This is a genomic window from Streptomyces sp. cg40 (assembly GCF_050320165.1).
Lineage (GTDB): Bacteria > Actinomycetota > Actinomycetes > Streptomycetales > Streptomycetaceae > Streptomyces > Streptomyces hokutonensis.
Window position 1 is genome coordinate 8,895,199 of record NZ_CP190128.1, and the last position, 22,061, is coordinate 8,917,259.

A 22,061-nucleotide genomic window follows, 5' to 3' on the forward strand; every position below is an offset into this window, starting at 1 on the left:
GCTGTGACGTGGACCCGTGGTTCCCGGGAAGGTCTATCAAGTAAGGCAATGCTTACCTTACTATTCGAGCGGTCGCGGCTCCGCTGAGCCGTTCCGCACGCATTGGGAGGCACGGGCAGCTGTGGCGGGCAACACGCTTTCTTCCGCAGGGTCAACGGCGACGAACGAGTTCTGGCGACGGCGCTTCGCGTCACCGGTACCGGAGACGGCGCTGCCGCTGGACTTCCCCCGTCCGCCACGCCAGGACGGCCCGGTGTCCCGCGCGCGCCGCACGGCCGCATTCGACACCACGGCCGACGCGGCCACCCAACTCGCCGCCTTCGCCGCCCTGTTGCACCGCTACAGCGGCACGACGGCCACCGAGACGGTGGTCGCCCACGAGGGCCTCCCGCTGCGCGTCACGATCGACGGCGACATCCCGTTCGCTCAACTCCGCGATCAGATCGAGGCCGTACGCGCGGAGGCCGCCGCCCACCCCCTGCCGACGGCCGATCTGCTACGACTCCTCGCACCCGAACCCTTCCGCGGCGGCGGCCTGTTGTGCGCCACGGGCTTCGGCGCCGACCCCTGGCACGAGAGCGGCCCGCTGGACCTGGCCCTCGCGGTGACCGACGGGGAACTGTCGGCGGACTACCGCACGGACGTCCTCGCGCCCGCGACCGTCGACCTGATCCTCGGCCACTACGGCACGCTCCTCGCCGACGCCCTCGCCCGCCCGGGCGCCCCGGTCGCCGACCTCGAACTCCTCGGCGCCGACGACCGGCAGCGCATCCTGCACGGCTGGAACAACACCGCGCACGACGTGCCCGCGCTCACCTGGCCGCGTATGTTCGCCGACCAGGTCGCATCCCGCCCGCACGAGATCGCCCTCATCCACGAGGACGTCCGCCTCACCTACGCCGAACTCGACGCCCGGGCAGCCCAGTTGGCGCACGCGCTGGTGGCCAGGGGCGCCGGACCCGAGCGGGTCGTCGCGCTCGCCGTACCGCGCTCCGCCGACATGATCGTGGCCGAGGTCGCCGTCCTGAAGGCGGGCGCCGCCTATCTGCCCGTCGACACGGACTACCCGGCCGACCGCATCGCGTACATGCTCGCCGACGCCCGCCCGGTCTGCCTCGTCACCACCGCCGAGATCGCCCCCGACCTCCCGCCGGGCCTCGACCCGCTGGTGCTGGACGCCCCGGAAACGGTCGCCGAACTGGCCGCCCACCCCGCCCAAGGCCCCTCCACCGCCGACGAGTTGACCACCGCGCACGCCGCCTACGTCATCTACACCTCCGGCTCCACCGGCCGCCCCAAGGGCACCGTCCTGTCCCACGCGGGTGTCGCGAAACTGGTCGCGACCCAGCAGGAACGATTCGGAATCGGCCCGCACAGCCGGGTCCTCCAGTTCGCCTCGCCCAGCTTCGACGTCGCCTTCTGGGACCTGTGCCTCGGCCTGCTCTCCGGCGGCCGTCTCGTCGTCGTCCCCGCCGACCGCCGCGTCCCCGGCGCCCCCCTCGCGGACTACGCCGACGAGCACGGCATCACCTTCATGATCCTCCCGCCGGCATTGCTCGCCGCCATGCCGGAGGACGTCCGACTCCCGCCCACAGCAACCCTGCTGGCGGGAACCGAACGCGTCTCGCCCGAGCTGGTCGGCCGCTACGCGCGCGGCCGGATGATGTTCAACGCCTATGGCCCGACCGAGGCCACCACCAACTCCACCCTCGGCCTCTGCGACCCCGACACCCCGGCCGGCACCATCGTGCCCATCGGCATCCCCGACCCCGGCACCCGCGCCTACGTCCTCGACGACCGGCTGCGCCCGGTCCCCGCCGGGGTCACGGGAGAGCTCTACCTCGCGGGCGACGGTCTCGCGCGCGGCTACCTCGGCCGCCCCGCCCTCACCGCCGAACGCTTCGTCGCCGACCCCTTCGGCACACCCGGCGAACGCCTCTACCGCACGGGCGACTTGGTGCGCTGGAAGACCGACGGCCGACTGGAGTTCCACGGCCGCGTAGACACCCAGGTAAAGATCCGCGGCTTCCGTATCGAGCCCGGCGAGATCGAGTCCGTCCTGCGCTCCCACCCGGCCGTCGACCAGGCCGCCGTGGTCGTCCGCGAGGACCGCCCCGGCGAACGCCGCCTCGCCGCCTACGTCGTGCCCTCGCTGGACGCCGAGGCGACCCCCGACGAGGGCGTCGCCGACTGGAAGGACCTGCACGAACTCCTGTACTCCGCCGCCGGATCGGACGGTTTCGAGGAGAACTTCGCGGGCTGGAACAGCATGTACGACGGCCTCCCCATCCCCCTCGCCGACATGCGCGAGTGGCGCGAGGCCACCCTCGACCGCATCCGCGAGCTGCGGCCCCGCCGCATCCTGGAGATCGGCGTCGGCTCCGGCCTGCTGCTGTCCCGGCTCGCCCCCGACTGCGCCGAGTACTGGGGCACCGACCTGTCCGAGGAGGCCGTACGCGCCCTGGACGCCCAGGTGTCCGCGATCCCCGAACTCGCCGACCGCGTCACCCTGTTGGCCCGCCCCGCGCACGACCTCGCCGGACTGCCCGAGGGCCACTTCGACACGATCGTCGTCAACTCCGTCATCCAGTACTTCCCCGGCGGCGACTACCTCACCGACGTCCTCCGCAACGCCGCCGAACTGCTCGCCCCCGGCGGCGCGGTCTTCGTCGGCGACGTCCGCAACCTGCGCCTGCTCCGCACCCTGAGCGCCGCCGTCGAAAGCGGACGCGCACGAGAGGAGGCCGACGACGACAAGGAAGCCCTGCGCGCCGCCGTGGACCGGGCCGTCGCCTGGGAGGGCGAACTCCTCGTAGACCCCGACTACTTCACCACTCTCGACGGCCTCACCGCCGACATCCGCGTCAAGCGCGGCACCCACCACAACGAACTCACCCGCTACCGCTACGACGTTGTGCTGCGCGCCCGGTCGGACGCGCCCGAGGAGACCCCCGACTCGCCCTGGCCCGCGCTCGGTTCGGTGCAGGCGCTGGACGCACTGCTCGCCGGCCGTCCGCCCCGCTCGCGCGTCACCGGCATCCCCAACTCCCGCCTCGCCGACGACCTCGCCGCGCTCGACGCCCTCGCCGACAGCAGCAGGCCGGCCGCCGGACCGTACGGTGTGGACCCCGAGACCCTGTACGGGATCGCCGCCCGGCACGGCTACGAGCTGGCGCTCACCTGGAACGGGGACGCCGAGGACGGCAGCCTGGACGCCGTGTTCGCCCTCGACACGGAGGCGCAGGCGCCGTACCGCCCCGGGAGCGGCCACCCGCTCACCAACCGCCCCGCCCCCTTCCGCAACGTCAACGCCCTGATGTCGACCCTGCGGACGCACGCCACCGAGTACCTGCCCGACTACATGGTCCCGGCCGCCTTCGTCCCGCTGGACCGGCTGCCCGTCACCCCCAGCGGCAAGCTCGACGCCGCCGCACTGCCGGTCCCGGACCTCACAAGGCGACTCAGCGCGAGCCGCACGCCCGAGACACCGCGCGAACAACTCCTGTGCGACCTCTACGCCAAGGCCCTCAAGGTCCCCTCGGTCGGCGTGGACGACGACTTCTTCGCGCTCGGCGGTGACAGCATCGTCGCCGTCCAACTCCTCATCCTGGCCCGCCGGGCAGGCCTCGAACTCACCCCGCGAGACGTGTTCCGCCACCGCACGGTCGCCGAACTCGCCACGGTCGCCCGCACCGGCACGGCCGATCTCATGGAAGAAGACCCGTGGCAGACGCTGAGCGAGGACGAACTCGCCTCGCTCCAGGGCGAGTTCCCCGTCACCGTCCAAGAGGCGCTGCCGCTCGGTTTGCTCCAGGAGGGCTTCTTCTTCCACGCCCTCGTGGACGGCGCCGAACACGACGCCTATGTCGTGCAGCAGGTCGTCGAACTGTCCGGCCCGGTCGACGGCACCCTGCTGCGCACGGCCGCACAGCGACTTGTCGACCGGCACGCCCCGCTGCGCGCCTGCTTCCGCCAGACGCCCGACGGCCGCCCGGTCCAGCTGATCGCCTCCGGCCTCGAACTGCCCTGGCACGAAGTCGACCTGTCCGCGCAGGACGACCCCACGGTCCGCAACGCCCTCGCCGAGGCCGTCGCCGCCGACGAACGCGCCCACCGCTTCGACCTCGCGCACCCGCCGCTGATCCGCTGCGCCCTCATCCGCTTCGGCGAGGACCGCAGCCGACTGGTCCTGACGTTCCATCACATCGTCGCGGACGGCTGGTCCCTGCCCGTCCTGCACCGCGAACTCCTCGCCCTCTACGGCGAGAACCCGACCCCCCTCCCCGAAGTCGCCCCCTACCGCGGCTACCTCCGCCGGATCGCCGGCGCCGACCGCGACGCGGCCCGCGCTGCCTGGCGCACCGCGCTCGCCGGAGTCGACGAACCCACCCGCCTGGTCGAGGCCCCCGCGCCCGCAGGCCCCCTCGAACCCGCCCAGATCCGCGTCGAGTTGACCGAGCGGATCACCTCACGGCTCACCGCCCGCGCCCGCGAACGCGGAGTCACCCTGGGCACACTCGTCCAGGGCGCCTGGGGCCTGCTCGTCGGCCGGATGACGGGCCGCCAGGACGTCCTGTTCGGCACCACCGTCGCCGGACGCGACGCGGCCGTCGACGGCATCGAGTCGATGATCGGCCTGTTCATCAACACCCTGCCCACCCGGCTGCGTTGGGCCCCCGGAGACACCCTGGGCGGGCTCCTCGACCGGCTCCAGGACGAGCAGAGCGGGCTCCTCGATCACCAGCACCTCGGTCTCGCCGACATCCAGCGCGCCACCGGCCACGCGGGCGACGGCGAACTCTTCGACACCCTCGTGGTGTTCGAGAACTACCCCGGCGGCGAGGGCGCCCCCGGCATCACCGACCCCACCGGCACGATCGTCGTGGCCGGACACGCCTTCCACGACGCCGTGCACTACCCCCTCGCCCTCATCGTCAAGCCCGGCCGCCGCCTCGACCTGCGCCTCAAGCACCACGCCGGGCGCCTCGACGCCGACGCCGTGCAGTCCCTCGCCGACCGGCTCACCCTCGTCCTGCACGCACTGGCCGACGACCCCGGCACCCGCGTCGCCGACCTCGACCTGCTCACCCCGGACGAGCTGGCCGCCGCCCACCCGGCGGGGGAGACCCGGCCGGTCCCGGCCACCACCCTCGCCGCCGACTTCGCCGCACAGGTCGCGAGAACTCCGGACGCGACGGCTGTCGTGTACGACGGCGCTACCCCTCTCACCTACGCCGAACTCGACGCCCGGGCAGAGGTGTTGGCCGCCCGGCTGCGGGCCAGGGGCGCGGGCCGGGAGCGGTTCGTCGCCGTCGCCGTACCCCGCTCGGCGGAGCTGATGGTGGCGCTCCTCGGCGTACTGAAGTCGGGGGCCGCCTATCTGCCCCTCGACCTTGACTACCCGGCCGAGCGCCTCGCGTACATGCTGGCCGACTCGGGCGCGACCACGGTCGTCACGACGGAACGGGACGCGGACCGGCTTCCCTCGGTCGAGGGCCTGGACGTGCTGCGGGTGGACGCGGAGGGCGAAGAAGCTCTGTTCGGCGGAGCCGAGGACCTCGCTCGCCCCGACGACCCCGCCTACCTGATCTACACCTCCGGCTCCACCGGCCGCCCCAAGGGCGTCGTCGTCACCCACCGCGCCATCGGCAACCGACTGGCCTGGATGCAGGGCGCCTACCAACTCACTGCCGAAGACCGGGTGTTGCAGAAGACGCCGTCCAGCTTCGACGTGAGCGTCTGGGAGTTCTTCTGGGCGCTGCGCGAGGGCGCCGCCGTCGTCCTCGCCGCCCCGGACGGGCACCGCGACCCCGCCTATCTGGCCCGCCTGATCCAGGCCGAGGGCATCACCACGATGCACTTCGTCCCGTCGATGCTGGAGGCCTTCCTCGCCTCCGACGAGGTCACCGCCGACCCCGCGTGGGCGAGCAGCCTGCGCCGAGTCTTCAGCAGCGGCGAGGCCCTCTCCGGTTCCGCGTCCCACCGCTGGCACGAGCTGACCGGCGTCCCGCTGCACAACCTCTACGGCCCCACCGAGGCCGCCGTCGACGTCACGTACCACCCCTACGACGGCTCGCCCGACACCACCGTGCCCATCGGCCGACCCGTGTGGAACACCGGCCTGCGCGTCCTCGACTCCTGCCTGCGCCCGGTCCCCGACGGTGTCCCCGGCGAGCTGTACCTCACAGGCGTCCAGCTGGCCCGCGGCTACCACCGGCGCCCCGCGCTCACCGCGGACCGCTTCGTCGCGGACCCCTACGCCACCGAGCCCGGCGCCCGTATGTACCGCACCGGAGACCTCGTACGCCGCCGGCCCGACGGCACGATCGACTACCTCGGCCGCACCGACCGCCAGGTCAAACTGCGCGGCAACCGCGTCGAACTCGGCGAGATCGAGGCCGAGTTGACCCGCATCCCGGCTGTGGCCCGAGGCGCGGTCGTCATCCGTGACCAGCGGCTCATCGCCTACGCGGTCGCGGCGGCCGGGGCGGACGTGGACCCCGCCGCCCTGCGCGCCGCCCTCGCCGACGCGCTGCCCGCGCCCCTGGTGCCTGAGGCGTACGTCGTCCTGGCCGACCTCCCGCTCACCCCCAGCGGCAAGCTCGACCAGGCCGCGCTGCCCGCCCCCGAGGCCGAGCGCGCCGAACGCCGTCTGCCCGCAGGGCCGTTGGAGCGTCAGCTCACCGAGATCTTCGCGGCCGTCCTCGGCATCGAGGACGCGGGCCCCGACGACGACTTCTTCCGCCTCGGCGGCGACAGCATCAGCTCCATCGGCGTCGCGAGCCGCGCTCGCGCGGCGGGCCTGGACCTGAGCCCGCGTGACGTGTTCACCCACCGCACGCCGGCCGCCCTCGCACTGGCGGCCGGCACCGCAACGGCAGTAGCCACCAACCGTGTTGAGGCATTCACCCTCACCGCCGCCGAACAGGCCCGTGTCCGCGCTGTGGCAGCCCCGGCCGAGGTCGCCGACGTCTGGCCGCTGGCCCCTCTCCAGGAAGGCCTGTTCTTCCACTCGGCGTACGACGAGGGCGCGTTGGACGTCTACACCGTCCACGAGACCTTCGACTTCGCCACCCGGCTCGACACCACCCGGCTGCGCGCCGCCGTCCGCACGCTCCTCGACCGCAACCCGGGCCTGCGCGCGGGCTTCACCAGCGACGGCCTCGACCAGCCGGTGCAGTTCATCGTCGAGGACCCGGAGATCCCCCTCGAAGAGGTGGACCTCTCCCTCCTCCCGGCAGCAGAACAGGACGTACTCCTCAGGGAGTTGACGGACGCCGAGCGCAACCGCCGCTTCGACCTTTCGGCGCCCCCGCTCTTCCGACTCCTCCTGCTCCGCCTCGGCGCGGAGCGCGGCGACCGGCTCGTCATCGGCCGTCATCTGATCCTCTGGGACGGCTGGTCGGCCTGGCTGTTCCTCGACGAGCTGTTCGCGCTCTACGAGACGGGCGGCGACGCCGACGCCCTGCCCACGCCGGGCAGTTACCGCGACTACCTGACCTGGCTGGAGGAGCAGGACGACTCGGTCGCCACGGCCGCCTGGCGCACCGCGCTGGCCGGTCTCGACGAGCCGACCCTCCTCGCGCCCACCGCCGCCGACGGCCTCGAACCGGTCATCCCCGACCAGCTCGATGCCCGCTTGCCCGCCGAACTCGGCGACCGGCTCCGAGAGTTGGCCCCGGCCCACGGTCTGACCCTCAACACGATCCTCAACGCGGCCTGGGGACTCACCCTCGCCTCCGCGACCGGCCGCGCCGACGTCGTGTTCGGCACCACCGTCGCGGGGCGCCCCAGCGAGGTCCCGGACGTCGGCAACATCATCGGGCTGTTCCTCAACACCGTCCCGACCCGTATCGCCCTCGATCCCGCCGAACCGGTCCTCGACCTGCTCCGCCGAGTCCAGGGCGAACGCCTCGACCTGATGCCGTACGAGCACCTCAGCCTCGGTGTCCTCCAGGCCGAGACCGGCCACCGCAAGCTCTTCGACACGCTGTTCGTGCTGCGCAACAACGACACCCAGGAACGGCTCGCCGACCTCAAGACCCGGCACGGTGCCACGGCCGTCGCCAACGTCGACGCCACGCACTACCCGGCCAACCTCGTCATCACCCCCGGCCGCGAGATCGCCGTCACGCTCACCCACCGCCCCGACCTCGTCCCAACTGCCCAGGCGCAAGCGCTCCTCGACCGCTTCGCGCTGCTCGTCGACCGCCTCACCGCCGACCTCACGGCACCGGTCGGCTCCCTCGACGCCCTCCTTCCCGCCGAAGTCGAGGCGCTACGACGGGAGTCGGCGGCCAGCCGTGTCCCCGACCCCGAGGACACCATCGCCGACCTGCTGGCCGCACAGGCCGAACGCACCCCGGACGAGCGGGCCCTGGTCTTCGGCGAGCGCAGCATGACGTACGCCGAACTCGACGCGGCCGTCAACCGGATGGCCCGGCTGCTGATCGACCGGGGCGCGGGCCCCGAGCAGGTCGTCGCCCTCGGCCTCCCGCGCTCCCTCGACATGGTGGTCGCCCTCTTCGCGGTCCTGCGCACCGGAGCGGCCTACCTGCCCCTGGAGTTGGACCACCCGGCCGACCGCCTCTCCCTGATGCTGGCCGACGCCCGCCCGCTCCTCCTGCTCAGCACCACGGCCGTATCGGCCACGCTGGACGGCGAGATGGCGCGCGTCCTGCTCGACGACCCCTCAGTCAAGGGGGAGTTGGCCGATCAACCGGACACCCCTGTCCGCCGCCGCTTCAGCCTCGAACACCCCGCCTACGTCATCTACACCTCCGGCTCGACCGGCCGCCCCAAGGGCGTCGTCACCCCCTACCGGGGTTTGACGAACATGCAGTTGAACCACCAGAAGGAGATCTTCGAGCCCGCCATCGCCTCGGCCGGCGGCCGACGGCTGCGCATCGCGCACACCGTGTCCTTCGCCTTCGACATGTCGTGGGAGGAACTGCTCTGGCTGGTCGAGGGCCACGAAGTCCACGTCTGCGACGAGGAGTTGAGGCGCGACGCGGAGGCGCTGGTCGCCTACTGCGAGCGGCACCGCGTCGACGTCGTCAACGTCACGCCCACGTATGCGCGGCTGTTGATCGAGCAGGGCCTGCTGGAAGGCCACGTCCCGCCGCTCGTCCTCCTCGGCGGCGAGGCCGTCCCCGAGACCGTGTGGACGGCACTCCGCGACACCGAGGGCACGTACGGCTACAACCTTTACGGGCCGACCGAGTACACCATCAACACCCTCGGCGGCGGCACCCTCGACAGCGACACACCCACCGTCGGCAAGCCCATCCGCGGCACCCGCGCCCACATCCTCGACGCCTGGCTGCGCCCGGTGCCGGACGGTGTCCCCGGCGAGCTGTACATCTCCGGAATCGGCCTGGCCCGCGGCTACTTGGACCGGCCCGCGCTGACCTCCGAGCGCTTCGTCGCCGACCCGTTCGGCGAGCCCGGCGAGCGCATGTACCGCACCGGTGACCTGGTCCGCCGGGGCCCCGACGGCAATCTCGACTTCCTAGGCCGCACCGACGACCAGGTCAAGATCCGCGGCTACCGCATCGAGCCCGGCGAGATCGAGACCGCCCTCAGCCGCCACCCGCTGGTCTCCCAGGCCGCCGTGGTCGTCCGCGACGAACGCCTCGTGGGCTACGTCGTGCCGTCCGGCGCCGACCCGTCCGAGCGCACCGCGGCCGAGGCCGCGCAGGTGGGGGAGTGGCAGGAGATCTACTCCGACGAGTACGAGGAGATCGGCACCGCCGTCTTCACGGAGCAGTACGACGGCTGGGACAGCTCCTACGACGGCCGGCCCATCCCCTTCGAGGAGATGCACGAGTGGCGCGAGGCCACCCTCGCCCGCATCGGTGCCCTCAAGCCCCGCCGCATCCTCGAAGTCGGCGTCGGATCAGGCCTGTTGCTCTCCCGCCTCGCCCCGGAGGCGGAGGCCTACTGGGCGACCGACTTCGCCGCCCCCGTCATCCGCAAGATAGGCGAGGAGGTGCGGCGCGACCCCGACCTCGCCGCCAAGGTCGAACTCCGCTGCCGCCCCGCCGAGGACCTGAGCGGCCTGCCGTTCGGCTACTTCGACACGATCGTCATCAACTCCGTCATCCAGTACTTCCCGAGCATCGACCACCTCAGCACCGTCATACACGGCCTGATGGACCTGCTCGCGCCCGGTGGCGCCCTGTTCGTCGGCGACGTCCGCAACCTGCGGCTCGCCGGCACCTTCCACACCGAGATCCAGCGCGCCCGGGGTACCGCCGAGGCGGACCTGGAGCGGGCGGTGGAACGCGGCCTGCGCCTGGAGAAGGAACTCCTCGTGGACCCCGACTACTTCACCACCCTCGGCTACGGCGTCGACCTGCGCACCAAGCGAGCCGAGCACCACAACGAACTGTCCCGGCACCGCTACGACGTCGTCCTCTACGCCGACGACCCGGACCTACACCTGGACGCCATCCCGTCCGTCGACTGGGCCACCGGCAACACCATCGGCGAACTCCTGCGCGGCGACTGGTCGTCGGCCGAGGCGATCGGTGAACTCCTGGACGGCAACTGGTCGGCGACGGGGGTGGCTGGTGAACGCCCGCGCGGCGAACGCCCCGAGGCCCTCCGCTTCACCGGCATCCCCGACGGCCGTACGACCGGGACGGGCGTCGACCCCGAGCACCTGCACGAGCTGGGCACGGCGGCCGGATACCGCGTGCTGACGACCTGGTCCGAGCGGCAGGGTACGTACGACGCCGTATTCCTGAAGGCGTCCGAACTCCGCCTGACCGGCGGCCTGTTCAAGCCCGGCGGCGGCACCCACCCCTACGCCAACGACCCCACCGCCGCCCGCGAGGCGAGCGCGCTCGTACGTCGGCTGCGTGAGGACCTGGGCCGCGAACTGCCCGACTACATGGTCCCGTCGGCCTTCGTCACTGTCGACGGCCTGCCCATGAACGCCAACGGCAAGCTCGATGTCCGGGCCCTGCCCGACGCCGAACCGGCCGTCGCCCTCGGCGGCGGACGCGGCCCGCGCACCCCGCAGGAAGAGGTGCTCTGCCGCCTGTTCGCCGAGGTGCTGGGCCTGCCCGAGGTCGGCGCCGAGGACAACTTCTTCGACCTGGGCGGCCATTCACTCCTCGCCACCCGGCTGGTCAGCCGCGCCCGTACCGAACTCGGCGCCGAACTCGCCATCCGCGACCTCTTCGAGGCCCCGACTCCCGCCCTGCTCGCGGGCCGTGCGGACGCGGCGAGCCCGGCCCGTCCGGCGGTCACCCCGGTCACCGAGCGGCCCGACCGCGTCCCGCTGTCGGCCGCCCAGCGACGGCTGCTGCTCGTCGAGGAGATCACCGGCAGCGGCGTCGCCTACAACTTCCCGCTGGTCTTCCGACTGCGCGGCGACCTCGACACCGAGGCCCTGGCCGCCGCCCTGCGGGACGTCGCCGGCCGGCACGAGGCGCTGCGGACGGTGTTCCCGGCACACGAGGGAGAGCCGTACCAGCGGATCGTCCCGGCCGAAGAGGCGGCCCCCGTCTGCTCGGTCGTCGACTGCGCCGAGGACGAACTGCCCGCGCTGATCGAGTCCGCCCAGCGCCGCCCCTTCGACCTCACCACCGAACTCCCGTTGCGTTGTGAGGTGTTCAGGCTCGGCCCGGACGAGCGTGTGGTGGCCGTCGTCCTGCACCACATCACCACCGACGAGTGGTCCGACCGCCCCTTCCTCGCCGATCTCGACACCGCCTACGCGGCCCGCCGAGAGGGACGGGAGCCGGCGTGGGCGCCGCTGCCGGTGCAGTACGCCGACTACACGCTCTGGCAGGACGACCTCCTGGCCCGCACCGGCGAGGCCCAACTCGCCCACTGGGCCGACGCCTTGCGCGGTCTGCCCGACGAACTCGCCCTGCCCGCCGACCGACCGCGCCCGACCGAGCCGACCGGACACGGCGGCAAGGTCCGCCTCGAACTGCCCACCGCCACCGGCCACGCCCTGCGCGACCTCACGACCGCCACCGGCACCAGCATGTTCATGCTGTTCCAGGCCGCCACCGCCGCCCTGCTCAACCGGCTCGGCGCGGGCGACGACATCCCGCTCGGCGCTCCCATCGCCGGCCGCACCGACGAGGCCCTCGCCGACCTGGTGGGCTTCTTTGTCAACACGCTGGTGCTGCGCACCGATGTGTCCGGCGACGAGCTGACCTTCCGCGAACTCCTGGGCCGGGTAAGGGAGTCGTCGCTCGCGGCCTTCGAGTACCAGGACCTGCCCTTCGACCGGGTGGTGGAGGCCCTCAACCCGCCGCGCGTGGCGGGCCGCAACCCGCTCTTCCAGGTCATGCTCGGCTACCACCACCGCCCCGACGGCGACCCGGACGTGCTCGGCCTCGCGACCGAGTGGTTCGACATGGACACCGGCATGGCCAAGTTCGACCTCCACTTCACGTTCGTCGACGAGACCGGCCGCGACCGGGTGGTCCTGCTCCTGGAGTACGCGACCGACCTCTTCGACGAGTCGACCGCGGAGCGCATCGCCGCCCGTATGGCCCGCCTCCTCGATCGCGCGGCGGCCGAACCCGACCGCGCGGTAAAGGACTTCGACCTCCTGGACGACACCGAACGCGCTCTGGTCCTGGGGGAGTGGAACGCCACCGAGCACCCCGTGCCGGCCACCACCCTCCCGGAACTCTTCCGCGCCCAGGTGGCCCGCACCCCCGACGCCACGGCCCTCGTCTTCGAGGGACAGCGGCTGACGTACGCGGAACTCGACGCCCGAGTCGAGCGCACGTCAAGGGTGTTGACCGCGCTCGGCGCGGGCCCCGAGGAGACCGTGGCCGTAGCCCTCCCGCGCTCACTCGACCTCGTCGTCGCCCTGCTCGCCGTCCACCGCGCCGGAGCCGCCTACCTCCCGCTCGACCCCGACTACCCGGAGGACCGACTCGCCCTCATGGTCGAGGACGCCCGCCCGGTGTACGTCATCCGCGACACCCTGCCGACCGGCCCCGAGGCCCAACTCCCCACGTCCTACGACCCGTCGAGCCCGGCGTACGTCATCTACACCTCCGGCTCCACCGGCCGCCCCAAGGGTGTCGTCGTCCCGCACGAGGGCATCGCCAACCGGCTGCTGTGGATGCAGGACGCGTACGAACTCACCGCCGCCGACCGGGTGTTGCAGAAGACGCCGTCCAGCTTCGACGTGTCGGTGTGGGAGTTCTTCTGGCCGCTGATCACCGGCGCCACCCTGGTCGTCGCCCGCCCCGAGGGCCACCGCGACCCGGCCTACCTGGCCCGGCTGATCCGCGAACAAGGTGTCACCACGGCCCACTTCGTGCCCTCCATGCTCCAGCTCTTCCTGGAGGAACCCGCCACGGCCGACTGCACCGGCCTGCGCCGTGTCATGTGCAGCGGCGAGGCCCTGCCCGTCGCGCTCACCCACCGCTTCCACGACATCCTGACCACCACCGAACTCCACAACCTCTACGGCCCCACCGAGGCCTCGGTCGACGTGACGGCCGTCGAGGTCGGCCCGGACGCGCGGAACGTGCCGATCGGCCGCCCGGTGTGGAACACCCGCACCTACGTCCTCGACGCCGGCCTGCGCCCCGTCCCGCCCGGCGTCCCGGGCGAGCTGTACCTCGCGGGCGTCCAACTCGCGCGCGGCTACCTCGACCGGCCCGGCCTGACCGCCGAGCGCTTCGTCGCCGACCCGTACGCCACCGAGCCCGGCACCCGGATGTACCGCACCGGCGACCTGGCCCGCTGGAACACGGACGGGACGGTCGAGTACCTGGGTCGCACCGACGACCAGGTGAAGGTGCGCGGCTTCCGTGTCGAACCCGGCGAGATCGAGGGCGTGTTGACCACGCACCCGTCCGTCGCGCACGCGGTCGTGGTGGTCCGGGAGCAGACCCTTGTCGCGTACGTCGTCCCGGCCGGACCCGTCGAGGCGTCGGTTCTGCGGGCCCATGTGTCCACCGCGCTCCCCGCCCACATGGTCCCCGCCGCCTTCGTCACGCTCGACGCGCTGCCGCTGACCCCCAACGGCAAGCTCGACCGAGCCGCTCTGCCCGCCCCCGACTTCACGACCGCCGTAGGCACGGACGCGGGTGCCCCGCCCCGCGGCCCGCGCGAGGAGATTCTCGCCGGACTCTTCGGCGACGTCCTCGGCCTCGAACGCGTATGCGCCGACGACGACTTCTTCACCCTCGGCGGCCACTCCCTGCTCGCCATGCGCCTGGTAAGTCGCGTCCGCACGGCACTTGGCGCCGACCTCACCGTCCGTACCGTCTTCGAGGCCTCGACCCCCGCACAGCTCGCGGCCCGTCTCGACGACCGGGCCGGCGGCCTGCCCGCCCTCGTCCCCGCCGACCGCCCCGACGAACTCCCGCTCTCCTACGCCCAGCAGCGCCTCTGGCTGCTGCACCGCATCGAGGGCCCTGGTGCCACGTACAACATCCCGGCCGCCTGGCGCCTGACCGGCGCGCTCGACCGGGACGCGCTGGCCGCCGCCCTGGACGACGTGGCCCTACGGCACGAGAGCCTGCGCACGGTCTTCCCCGAGCGGGACGGCCGCCCCCACCAGGTCGTGCTGGACCAGGCCCCGGTACCGCTGCACCACAGCCGGGCGACCGAGACCGAACTGCCCGACCGACTCGCCGACGCAGCCGCGCGCGGCTTCGACATCGACCGTGAACTCCCGCTGCGCGCCCACGTGTTCGAGCTGGCCGAGGACCAGCACGTCCTGCTGCTGGTGCTGCACCACATCGCCGGCGACCAGTGGTCCGACGGGCCGCTGTGGCGGGACCTGGCCACCGCCTACGCGGCCCGCCGCGAGGGGCACGCACCGGCGTGGACCCTGCTGCCCGTGCAGTACGCCGACTACGCCCTCTGGCACCGCGAGGCGCTCGGCGACCCCGACGCCCCGGACAGCCGTCAGTCACGCCAACTCGCCTACTGGCAGTCGGCATTGGCGGGCCTGCCGGACGAGCTCGCACTGCCCACCGATCGCCCCCGCCCGCTGGAGAGCAGCCACCGGGGCGGTGCGGTCGGGCTGACCCTCGAAGCCCAACAGACGCGACAGCTCCGCGCGTTGGCCCGTCGCCACGGCGTCAGTATGTTCATGGTCACCCAGGCCGCCGTCGCCGCGCTGCTGCACCGCCTCGGCGCCGGGGACGACATCCCGCTCGGTGCTCCGATCTCCGGACGGGCCGACGAGAACCTGGAAGACCTGATCGGGTTCTTCGTCAACACCCTTGTCCTGCGCACCGACCTGTCCGGCGACCCCACCTTCGCCGACCTGCTCGCCCGCGTCCGGGACACCGACCTCGCCGCCTACGAGCACCAGGACCTGCCCTTCGAGCGCCTGGTCGAGGCGGTCAACCCGGCCCGCTCACTGGCCCGCCACCCGCTGTTCCAGGTGATGGTCGTCCACCTCGACGACGAGGGCGCCACCCCCGCCCTGCCCGGTCTCACCGCCCGCCGCGAGGAACTCGGCCAGCAGGGCGCCAAGTTCGACCTCAGTTTCGACTTCGTCGAGCAGGGCGAGAAGGGCATGCGGTGCTGGATCGAGTACAGCGCCGACCTCTTCGACGAGTCGACCGCCCAACTCCTCGCCCGACGGCTGGAGTCACTGCTCGCGCAGGTCGCCACCGACCCGGACCGACGCCTCACCACCCTCGACGTCCTCCGCGACGACGAACGCGCCCTCGTCCTCACCGACTGGAACGCCACCACCCGGACCGTCCCCGACCTCACCCTGCCCGAACTGTTCCGCTGCCAGGTCGCCCGCACCCCCGAGGCCACGGCCGTCGTCTTCGAGGGCACCGCCCTCACCTACGCCGAACTCGACCTGCGCGTGGAGAAGTTGGCCCACACCCTCGCCGCGCACGGCGCACGGGCGGAGGCCGTCGTCGCCGTCGCCCTGCCGCGCTCCCTCGCCCTCGTGGTCGCCCTGCTCGCGGCCCATCGCGCGGGCGCCGCCTATCTGCCCCTCGACACCGGCTACCCGGCCGACCGGCTCGCCTACACGCTCGCCGACGCCCGCCCGGTCTGCCTGGTCACGGCCGAGGGCGTGGCCTTCCCTGACACCGACGTGCCGACCCTCACGGTCGACACGGACGGCGCCCCCGACCACCCGGCACATGCACCCCTGCCCACCGCCCACGACCCCCGCCACCCCGCCTACGTCATCTACACCTCCGGCTCCACCGGCCGCCCCAAGGGCGTCACCGTCCCCCACCAGGGCATCACCAACCGCCTGTTGTGGATGCAGGACACCTACCGCCTCGACGCCGACGACCGCGTCCTCCAGAAGACCCCGGCCGGATTCGACGTCTCGGTGTGGGAGTTCTTCTGGCCCCTGATCACCGGCGCCACTCTCGTCGTGGCCCGCCCGGAAGGCCACCAGGACCCCGTCTACCTCGCCGAACTGATCAAGCGTCAGCACATCACCACGGCCCACTTCGTACCGTCGATGCTGCGCGCCTTCCTCGCCGAACCCAGCGCGGCCGAGTGCACGGGTCTGCGCCAAGTCATGTGCAGCGGCGAGGCGTTGCCCGTCCCGCTGGCCACCCGCTTCCACCAGGTTCTGCCGAGCGCACGTCTGCACAACCTCTACGGACCGACCGAGGCCTCGGTCGACGTGACGGCCGCGGAGATCGGACCGGAGGCACAAGGCGTGCCGATCGGCCGCCCGGTCTGGAACACCCGCACCTACGTCCTCGACGCCGCCCTGAGCCCGGTACCGCCGGGCGTGGCCGGCGAACTGTACCTGGCGGGGGTCCAGTTGGCGCGCGGCTACCTGGGTCGCTCCGCCCTGACCGCCGAGCGCTTCGTCGCCGACCCCCACGCCACCGTGCCCGGCGCCCGCATGTACCGCACCGGAGACCTGGCCCGCTGGACCAGGGACGGGGAGCTGGAGTACCTCGGGCGCGCGGACGACCAGGTCAAGCTGCGCGGCTTCCGGATCGAACTCGGCGAGATCGAGAGCGTGTTGGCCGCTCACCCGAGCGTCGCGCACGCCACCGTCCTCGTACGGGACGAGCGGCTCGTGGCGTACGTGGTACCGGCCGGCGCCCCCGCCGAATCCGCCGAACTCCGTGCTCACACCGCCCGTTCGCTGCCCGACCACATGGTCCCGGCCGCCGTTGTCACCCTCGAAGCCCTCCCGCTCACCCCCAACGGCAAGCTGGACCGCCGCGCCCTGCCCGCCCCCGACTTCGCCGCCGAGGTCACCGACACCCGGCCGCGCACAGCGCTGGAGGAGACCCTCTGCGCGCTCGTCGCGGACGTCCTCGGGCTCGAACGCGTCGGTGTGGAGGACGACTTCTTCTCCCTCGGCGGAGACAGCATCGTGGCCATGCAGCTGGTCGCCCGCGCACGTGCCGCCGGGCTCACCTTCAGCCCGCGTGACGTCTTCCGCCACAAGTCGGTGGCGGGGCTGGCCACCGTGACCGTGACCACGGTCACCGCCGAGCGCGCCGACGACACCGTGCTGCTCGACCTCACCGACGACGAGCGCGCCGAACTCGCCGCGCTGCCCGCCGGAACCGAGGTCCTGCCCGTCTCCCCGCTCCAGGCCGGCCTGCTCTTCCACGACGCCCTCGACTCCGGCGACGACGGACCGGACGTGTACACCGTCCAGGTCTCCTACGACCTCGAAGGCCCCCTGGACGCCGACCGGTTGCACACCGCCGCACAGGCCGTGCTCGACGCCCACGAGAACCTGCGCAGCGGCTTCCGGCACCTGTCCTCCGGACGGCCCGTGGCCGTCGTACCGCGTACGGCCGTACTGCCGTGGCGGCAGCTCGACCTGAGCGACGAGCCGGGGGAGTGGGAGCGGCTGCTCGTGCAGGAGCGGCGCCGCTTCGATCCCGAACACCCGCCGCTGCTCAGGCTGTTGCTGGCCCGTCTCGGTCCGGACCGGCACCGGCTCGTGCTGTCGCACCAGCACCTCCTGCTGGACGGCTGGTCGTTGCCGCTGCTGACCGCGGAACTGTGGGCGCGCTACGAGGGCCGTACCCCGGCCGCGCCCGCCCCCTACCGCGAACACCTGCGGCTGCTCGCCGCCCAGGACCCGGCCGCTTCCACCGCTGCCTGGGCCGGGGCCCTCGGCGGGCTGGCCGAGCCGACCCGGCTCGCGCCGGTCGATCCCGACCGTGCCGCCGTCGTACCGAGCACCCACACCGTGGAGTTGGACCCGGACCGCACCGCGGAGTTGGAGGCGTTCGCGCGCCGCCGGGGCGTCACCGTCAACACCCTTGTCCAGGCCGCCTGGGGCGTGCTGCTCGGCCGGCTCACCGGTCGCACCGATGTGGTGTTCGGGGCCACCGTCGCCGGGCGCTCGCCCGAACTGGCCGGTGCCGAGTCGATGATCGGCCTCTTCATCAACACCGTGCCGGTGCGGGTGAACGTCCGCCCGGAGGAGAGCACGGCCGCCCTGCTCACGCGACTCCAGGACGAGCAGTCCGCCCTCATCGCCCACCAGCACCTCGGTCTCGCCGACATCCAGCGGGCCGCCGGACTCGGTGAACTCTTCGACACCCTCGTGGTGTTCGAGTCGTACCCCGTGGCCGACGCGGAGGAGTCGGGGCACGGTCCGCGCGTCAGCGTCCGCGATCACGAGGACTCCACCCACTATCCGTTCGCGTGGGCCGTCGAGCCCGCCGAACGGCTGCGGCTGACCGCGGAGTTCCGCCCGGACCTGTTCCAGCCGGCCGTCGTACGACGGATCTCGGACGCTCTGACCACCCTCCTCGCCGGAATGGCGGCCGACCCCCAGCGCCCCGTCGGACGCCTCGACCTGCTCGGCCCCGCCGACCTGCACACCGTCCTGGAGAGCTGGAACGACACCGCGCTCCCGGAGGCCGAACGCCTCGGCACGGTCCCCGAGTTGTTCGCCGCGCAGGCCGCCGCGGGACCGGACGCCATCGCCGTCACGGACGGTCGTACGACCTGGACGTTCGCCGAACTCGACTTCCGTACCGACCAGTTGGCGCGCACCCTCGCCGGACACGGCGCCGGACCCGAGCGGATCGTGGCCCTCGCGCTGCCCCGCACCGTCGACCACATCGCCGCGATCCTCGCCGTGATGAAGGCGGGCGCCGCCTATCTGCCCCTCGACCCCGACCTTCCCGCCTCCCGACTGACCGGCATGCTCGACGACGCCCGCCCCGTGCTGATCCTGGCCACGGGCGAGACCGCCGCCACGCTGCCCCCAACCGCCGTACCGGTCTTGCGACTTGACGCCCCGGTCGACGGACTGCCGCAGGCGGAACCCGTCGCCCCCGGCCCCGACCACCCCGCCTACGTCATCTACACATCCGGTTCCACCGGCCGCCCCAAGGGCGTCGTCGTCACCCAGCGAGGCATCGCCAACCTCTTCCACAGCCACCGCCACGACCTGCACCGGGTGGCCAGGGAGCGCACCGGACTGCGCCGCCTGCGGGTCGGCCACGCCTGGTCGTTCTCCTTCGACGCCTCCTGGCAGCCGCAGTTGTGGCTGCTGGACGGGCACGCCCTGCACATCGCCGACGACGAGACCCGCCGCGACCCCGAACTCCTCGCCGAGTTCATCCGCGGCCGGGGCATCGACTTCATCGAGGTCACCCCGTCGCTGCTCGGGCAGATGGCCGACAGCGGACTGATCGGCACCGAGGGCGACTGCCCGCTCGCGGTCGTCGGCTTCGGCGGCGAGGCCGTGCCCGAGTCGCTGTGGACCCGCCTCGCCGCGCTGCCGGACACCGAGGCGTTCAACCTGTACGGCCCCACCGAGGCCACCGTCGACGCGCTCGTCGGCCGGGTCCGCGACAGCGCCACCCCGGTCGTCGGACGCCCCGTCCACGAGTCCCGCGCCTACGTCCTCGACACCGTCCTGCGCCCCGTACCGCCGGGTGTCACCGGCGAGTTGTACCTGTCCGGACCCGGTCTGGCCCGCGGTTACCTCGACCGCCCCGACCTCACCGCCGAACGCTTCGTCGCCGACCCGTTCGCCACCCGGCCCGGTGAGCGCATGTACCGCACCGGCGACCTGGCGCGCTGGACCGAGGACGGCCGGCTGGAGTTCGCCGGCCGCACCGACGACCAGGTCAAGATCCGCGGCTTCCGCATCGAACTCGCCGAGATCGAGGCCGCGTTGGACACCCACCCGGCCGTCACCCAGACCGTCGTAGTGGCCCGCGAACACCGGCCAGGCATCAGGCAGTTGATCGCCTACGCGGTCGCCGAGGACACGGACGGGGCCGCGCTGCGCGCCCATGCCGCCGCCGTACTGCCCGACTACATGGTTCCGGCCGCCGTGGTCGTCCTCGACCGGCTGCCGCTGATGTCCAACGGCAAGCTCGACCGATCCGCCCTGCCCGCCCCGGACTTCACCGCGACGGGCGGCGGCCGGGCCCCCGAGAACGACGCCGAGCGCACCCTGCGCGACCTGTTCGCGGACGCCCTCGGGCTGCCCGCCGAGGCGGTCGGCACGGACGACGACTTCTTCACCTTCGGCGGCGACAGCATCGTCGCCATGCAACTCGTCGCCCGTGCCCGGGCCGGCGGCCTGCGGGTCACCCCGCGCCAGGTCTTCCAGCACCGAACCGTGGCCGCCCTCGCGGCAGTTGCCGTCCCGCTCGGCACCGGCGAACGGCACGCCGTCCACGACGACGGCACCGGCACCGTCCCGCTCACCCCGATCATGCGCGGTCTGCTGGAGCGCGGCGGCCCCATCGCCGCGTACCACCAGGCGGCCCTCGTCCAGACCCCCGCCGACCTCACCGAACCCGGCCTGCTGGCCGTGCTCAAGGCACTCGCCGACCGGCACGACATGCTGCGAGCCCGGCTCGTGCGGGCACCGGAGTGGAGTCTGCGGGTGCCCGCAGCCCAGGACACCGACGTCAGCACCTGGCTCACCCGGGCCGATGTGCGCGGCACGGACGAGGCCGGACTGCGCGCCGCCATTTCCCAGCACGCCGAGACGGCACGGGCGGGGCTCGATCCCGACAGCGGCGCGATGGTGCGGGCCGTCTGGTTCGACGCCGGACCCGGACAGCCCGGGCGGCTGCTGATCCTCGTCCACCATCTCGTGATCGACGGCGTCTCCTGGCGCGTGCTCCTGCCCGACCTGGCCTCCGCCTGGGCAGCGGTCCGAGGCGGTCGTACGGCCGAACTCGCCCCTGTGGAGCTGTCGTTCGCCCGCTGGTCCAGGCTCCTGGGGACCCGCGCCACCGATCCCGCCACCGAGGACGAACTGCCGTGGTGGACCTCCGCCCTCGCCGAGGGGGCCGGTCTTCCGCTGGCCCGTCCGCTCGACCCGGTCCGGGACACCGTCGCCACCACCCGCTACCTCTCCCTGACCCTGCCCGCCGACCTCACCGAACCGCTGCTGAGCCGTGCCCCGGCCGCCTTCGGCGCCACGGTCAACGACGTCCTGCTCACCGCGTTCGCGCTGGCGGTCGGGGACTGGCGGACCCGGACACTCGGCGCGCAACACACGGGCGGGCCCGTCCTGGTCGACCTGGAGGGCCACGGCCGCGAGGAGCAACTCGCGGGCGACGCAGACCTGTCCCGCACGGTCGGCTGGTTCACCAGTGTCGTACCCGTACGACTCGACCCGGGCCGGGCCGACTTGGCGGACGCCTTCACGGGCGGGCCCGCGCTGGACACGGCCCTGGCCCGCGTCCGCGCCCACCTCACCGCGCTGCCCGCGGCCGGTATCGGACACGGACTGCTGCGTCATCTCAACCCCGGCACCGGGCCGCTCCTAGCCCAACTCGCCGAGCCGCAGATCGAGTTCAACTACATGGGCCGCTTCGACCGTCCGGCGGCGGCCGACTGGTCCTACGCCCCCGAGGACGACGCGGCCGACCTCGACGCCGACCCCGGCCAGCCGATGTCCCACGCCCTGACCCTCAACGCCATCACCGAGAACCGTCCCGAGGGCCCGCAGCTCAGCGCCCACTGGGCCTACGCGGCCGAACTCCTCACCGAGGAACGGGTCCAGGACCTGGCCCGCACCTGGTTCCGGGCACTGGAGGCCGTCGTACGACGGGGGGATGCCCTGAACAAGCCCTGACCGAAGCGCACTTACCCACCACAACGCA

The 22,061-nt window shown here is 72.8% G+C and carries 1 protein-coding gene; it reads left to right on the forward strand.

Annotated features, from left to right (window positions below; all coding sequences use genetic code 11):
- Positions 1–121 precede the first annotated feature (121 nt).
- Positions 122–22,033: a non-ribosomal peptide synthase/polyketide synthase gene (locus ACQHII_RS40255; protein ID WP_427923869.1), complete on the forward strand. Its 21,912-nt coding sequence runs from the start codon at positions 122–124 to the stop codon at positions 22,031–22,033.
- Positions 22,034–22,061 lie beyond the last annotated feature (28 nt).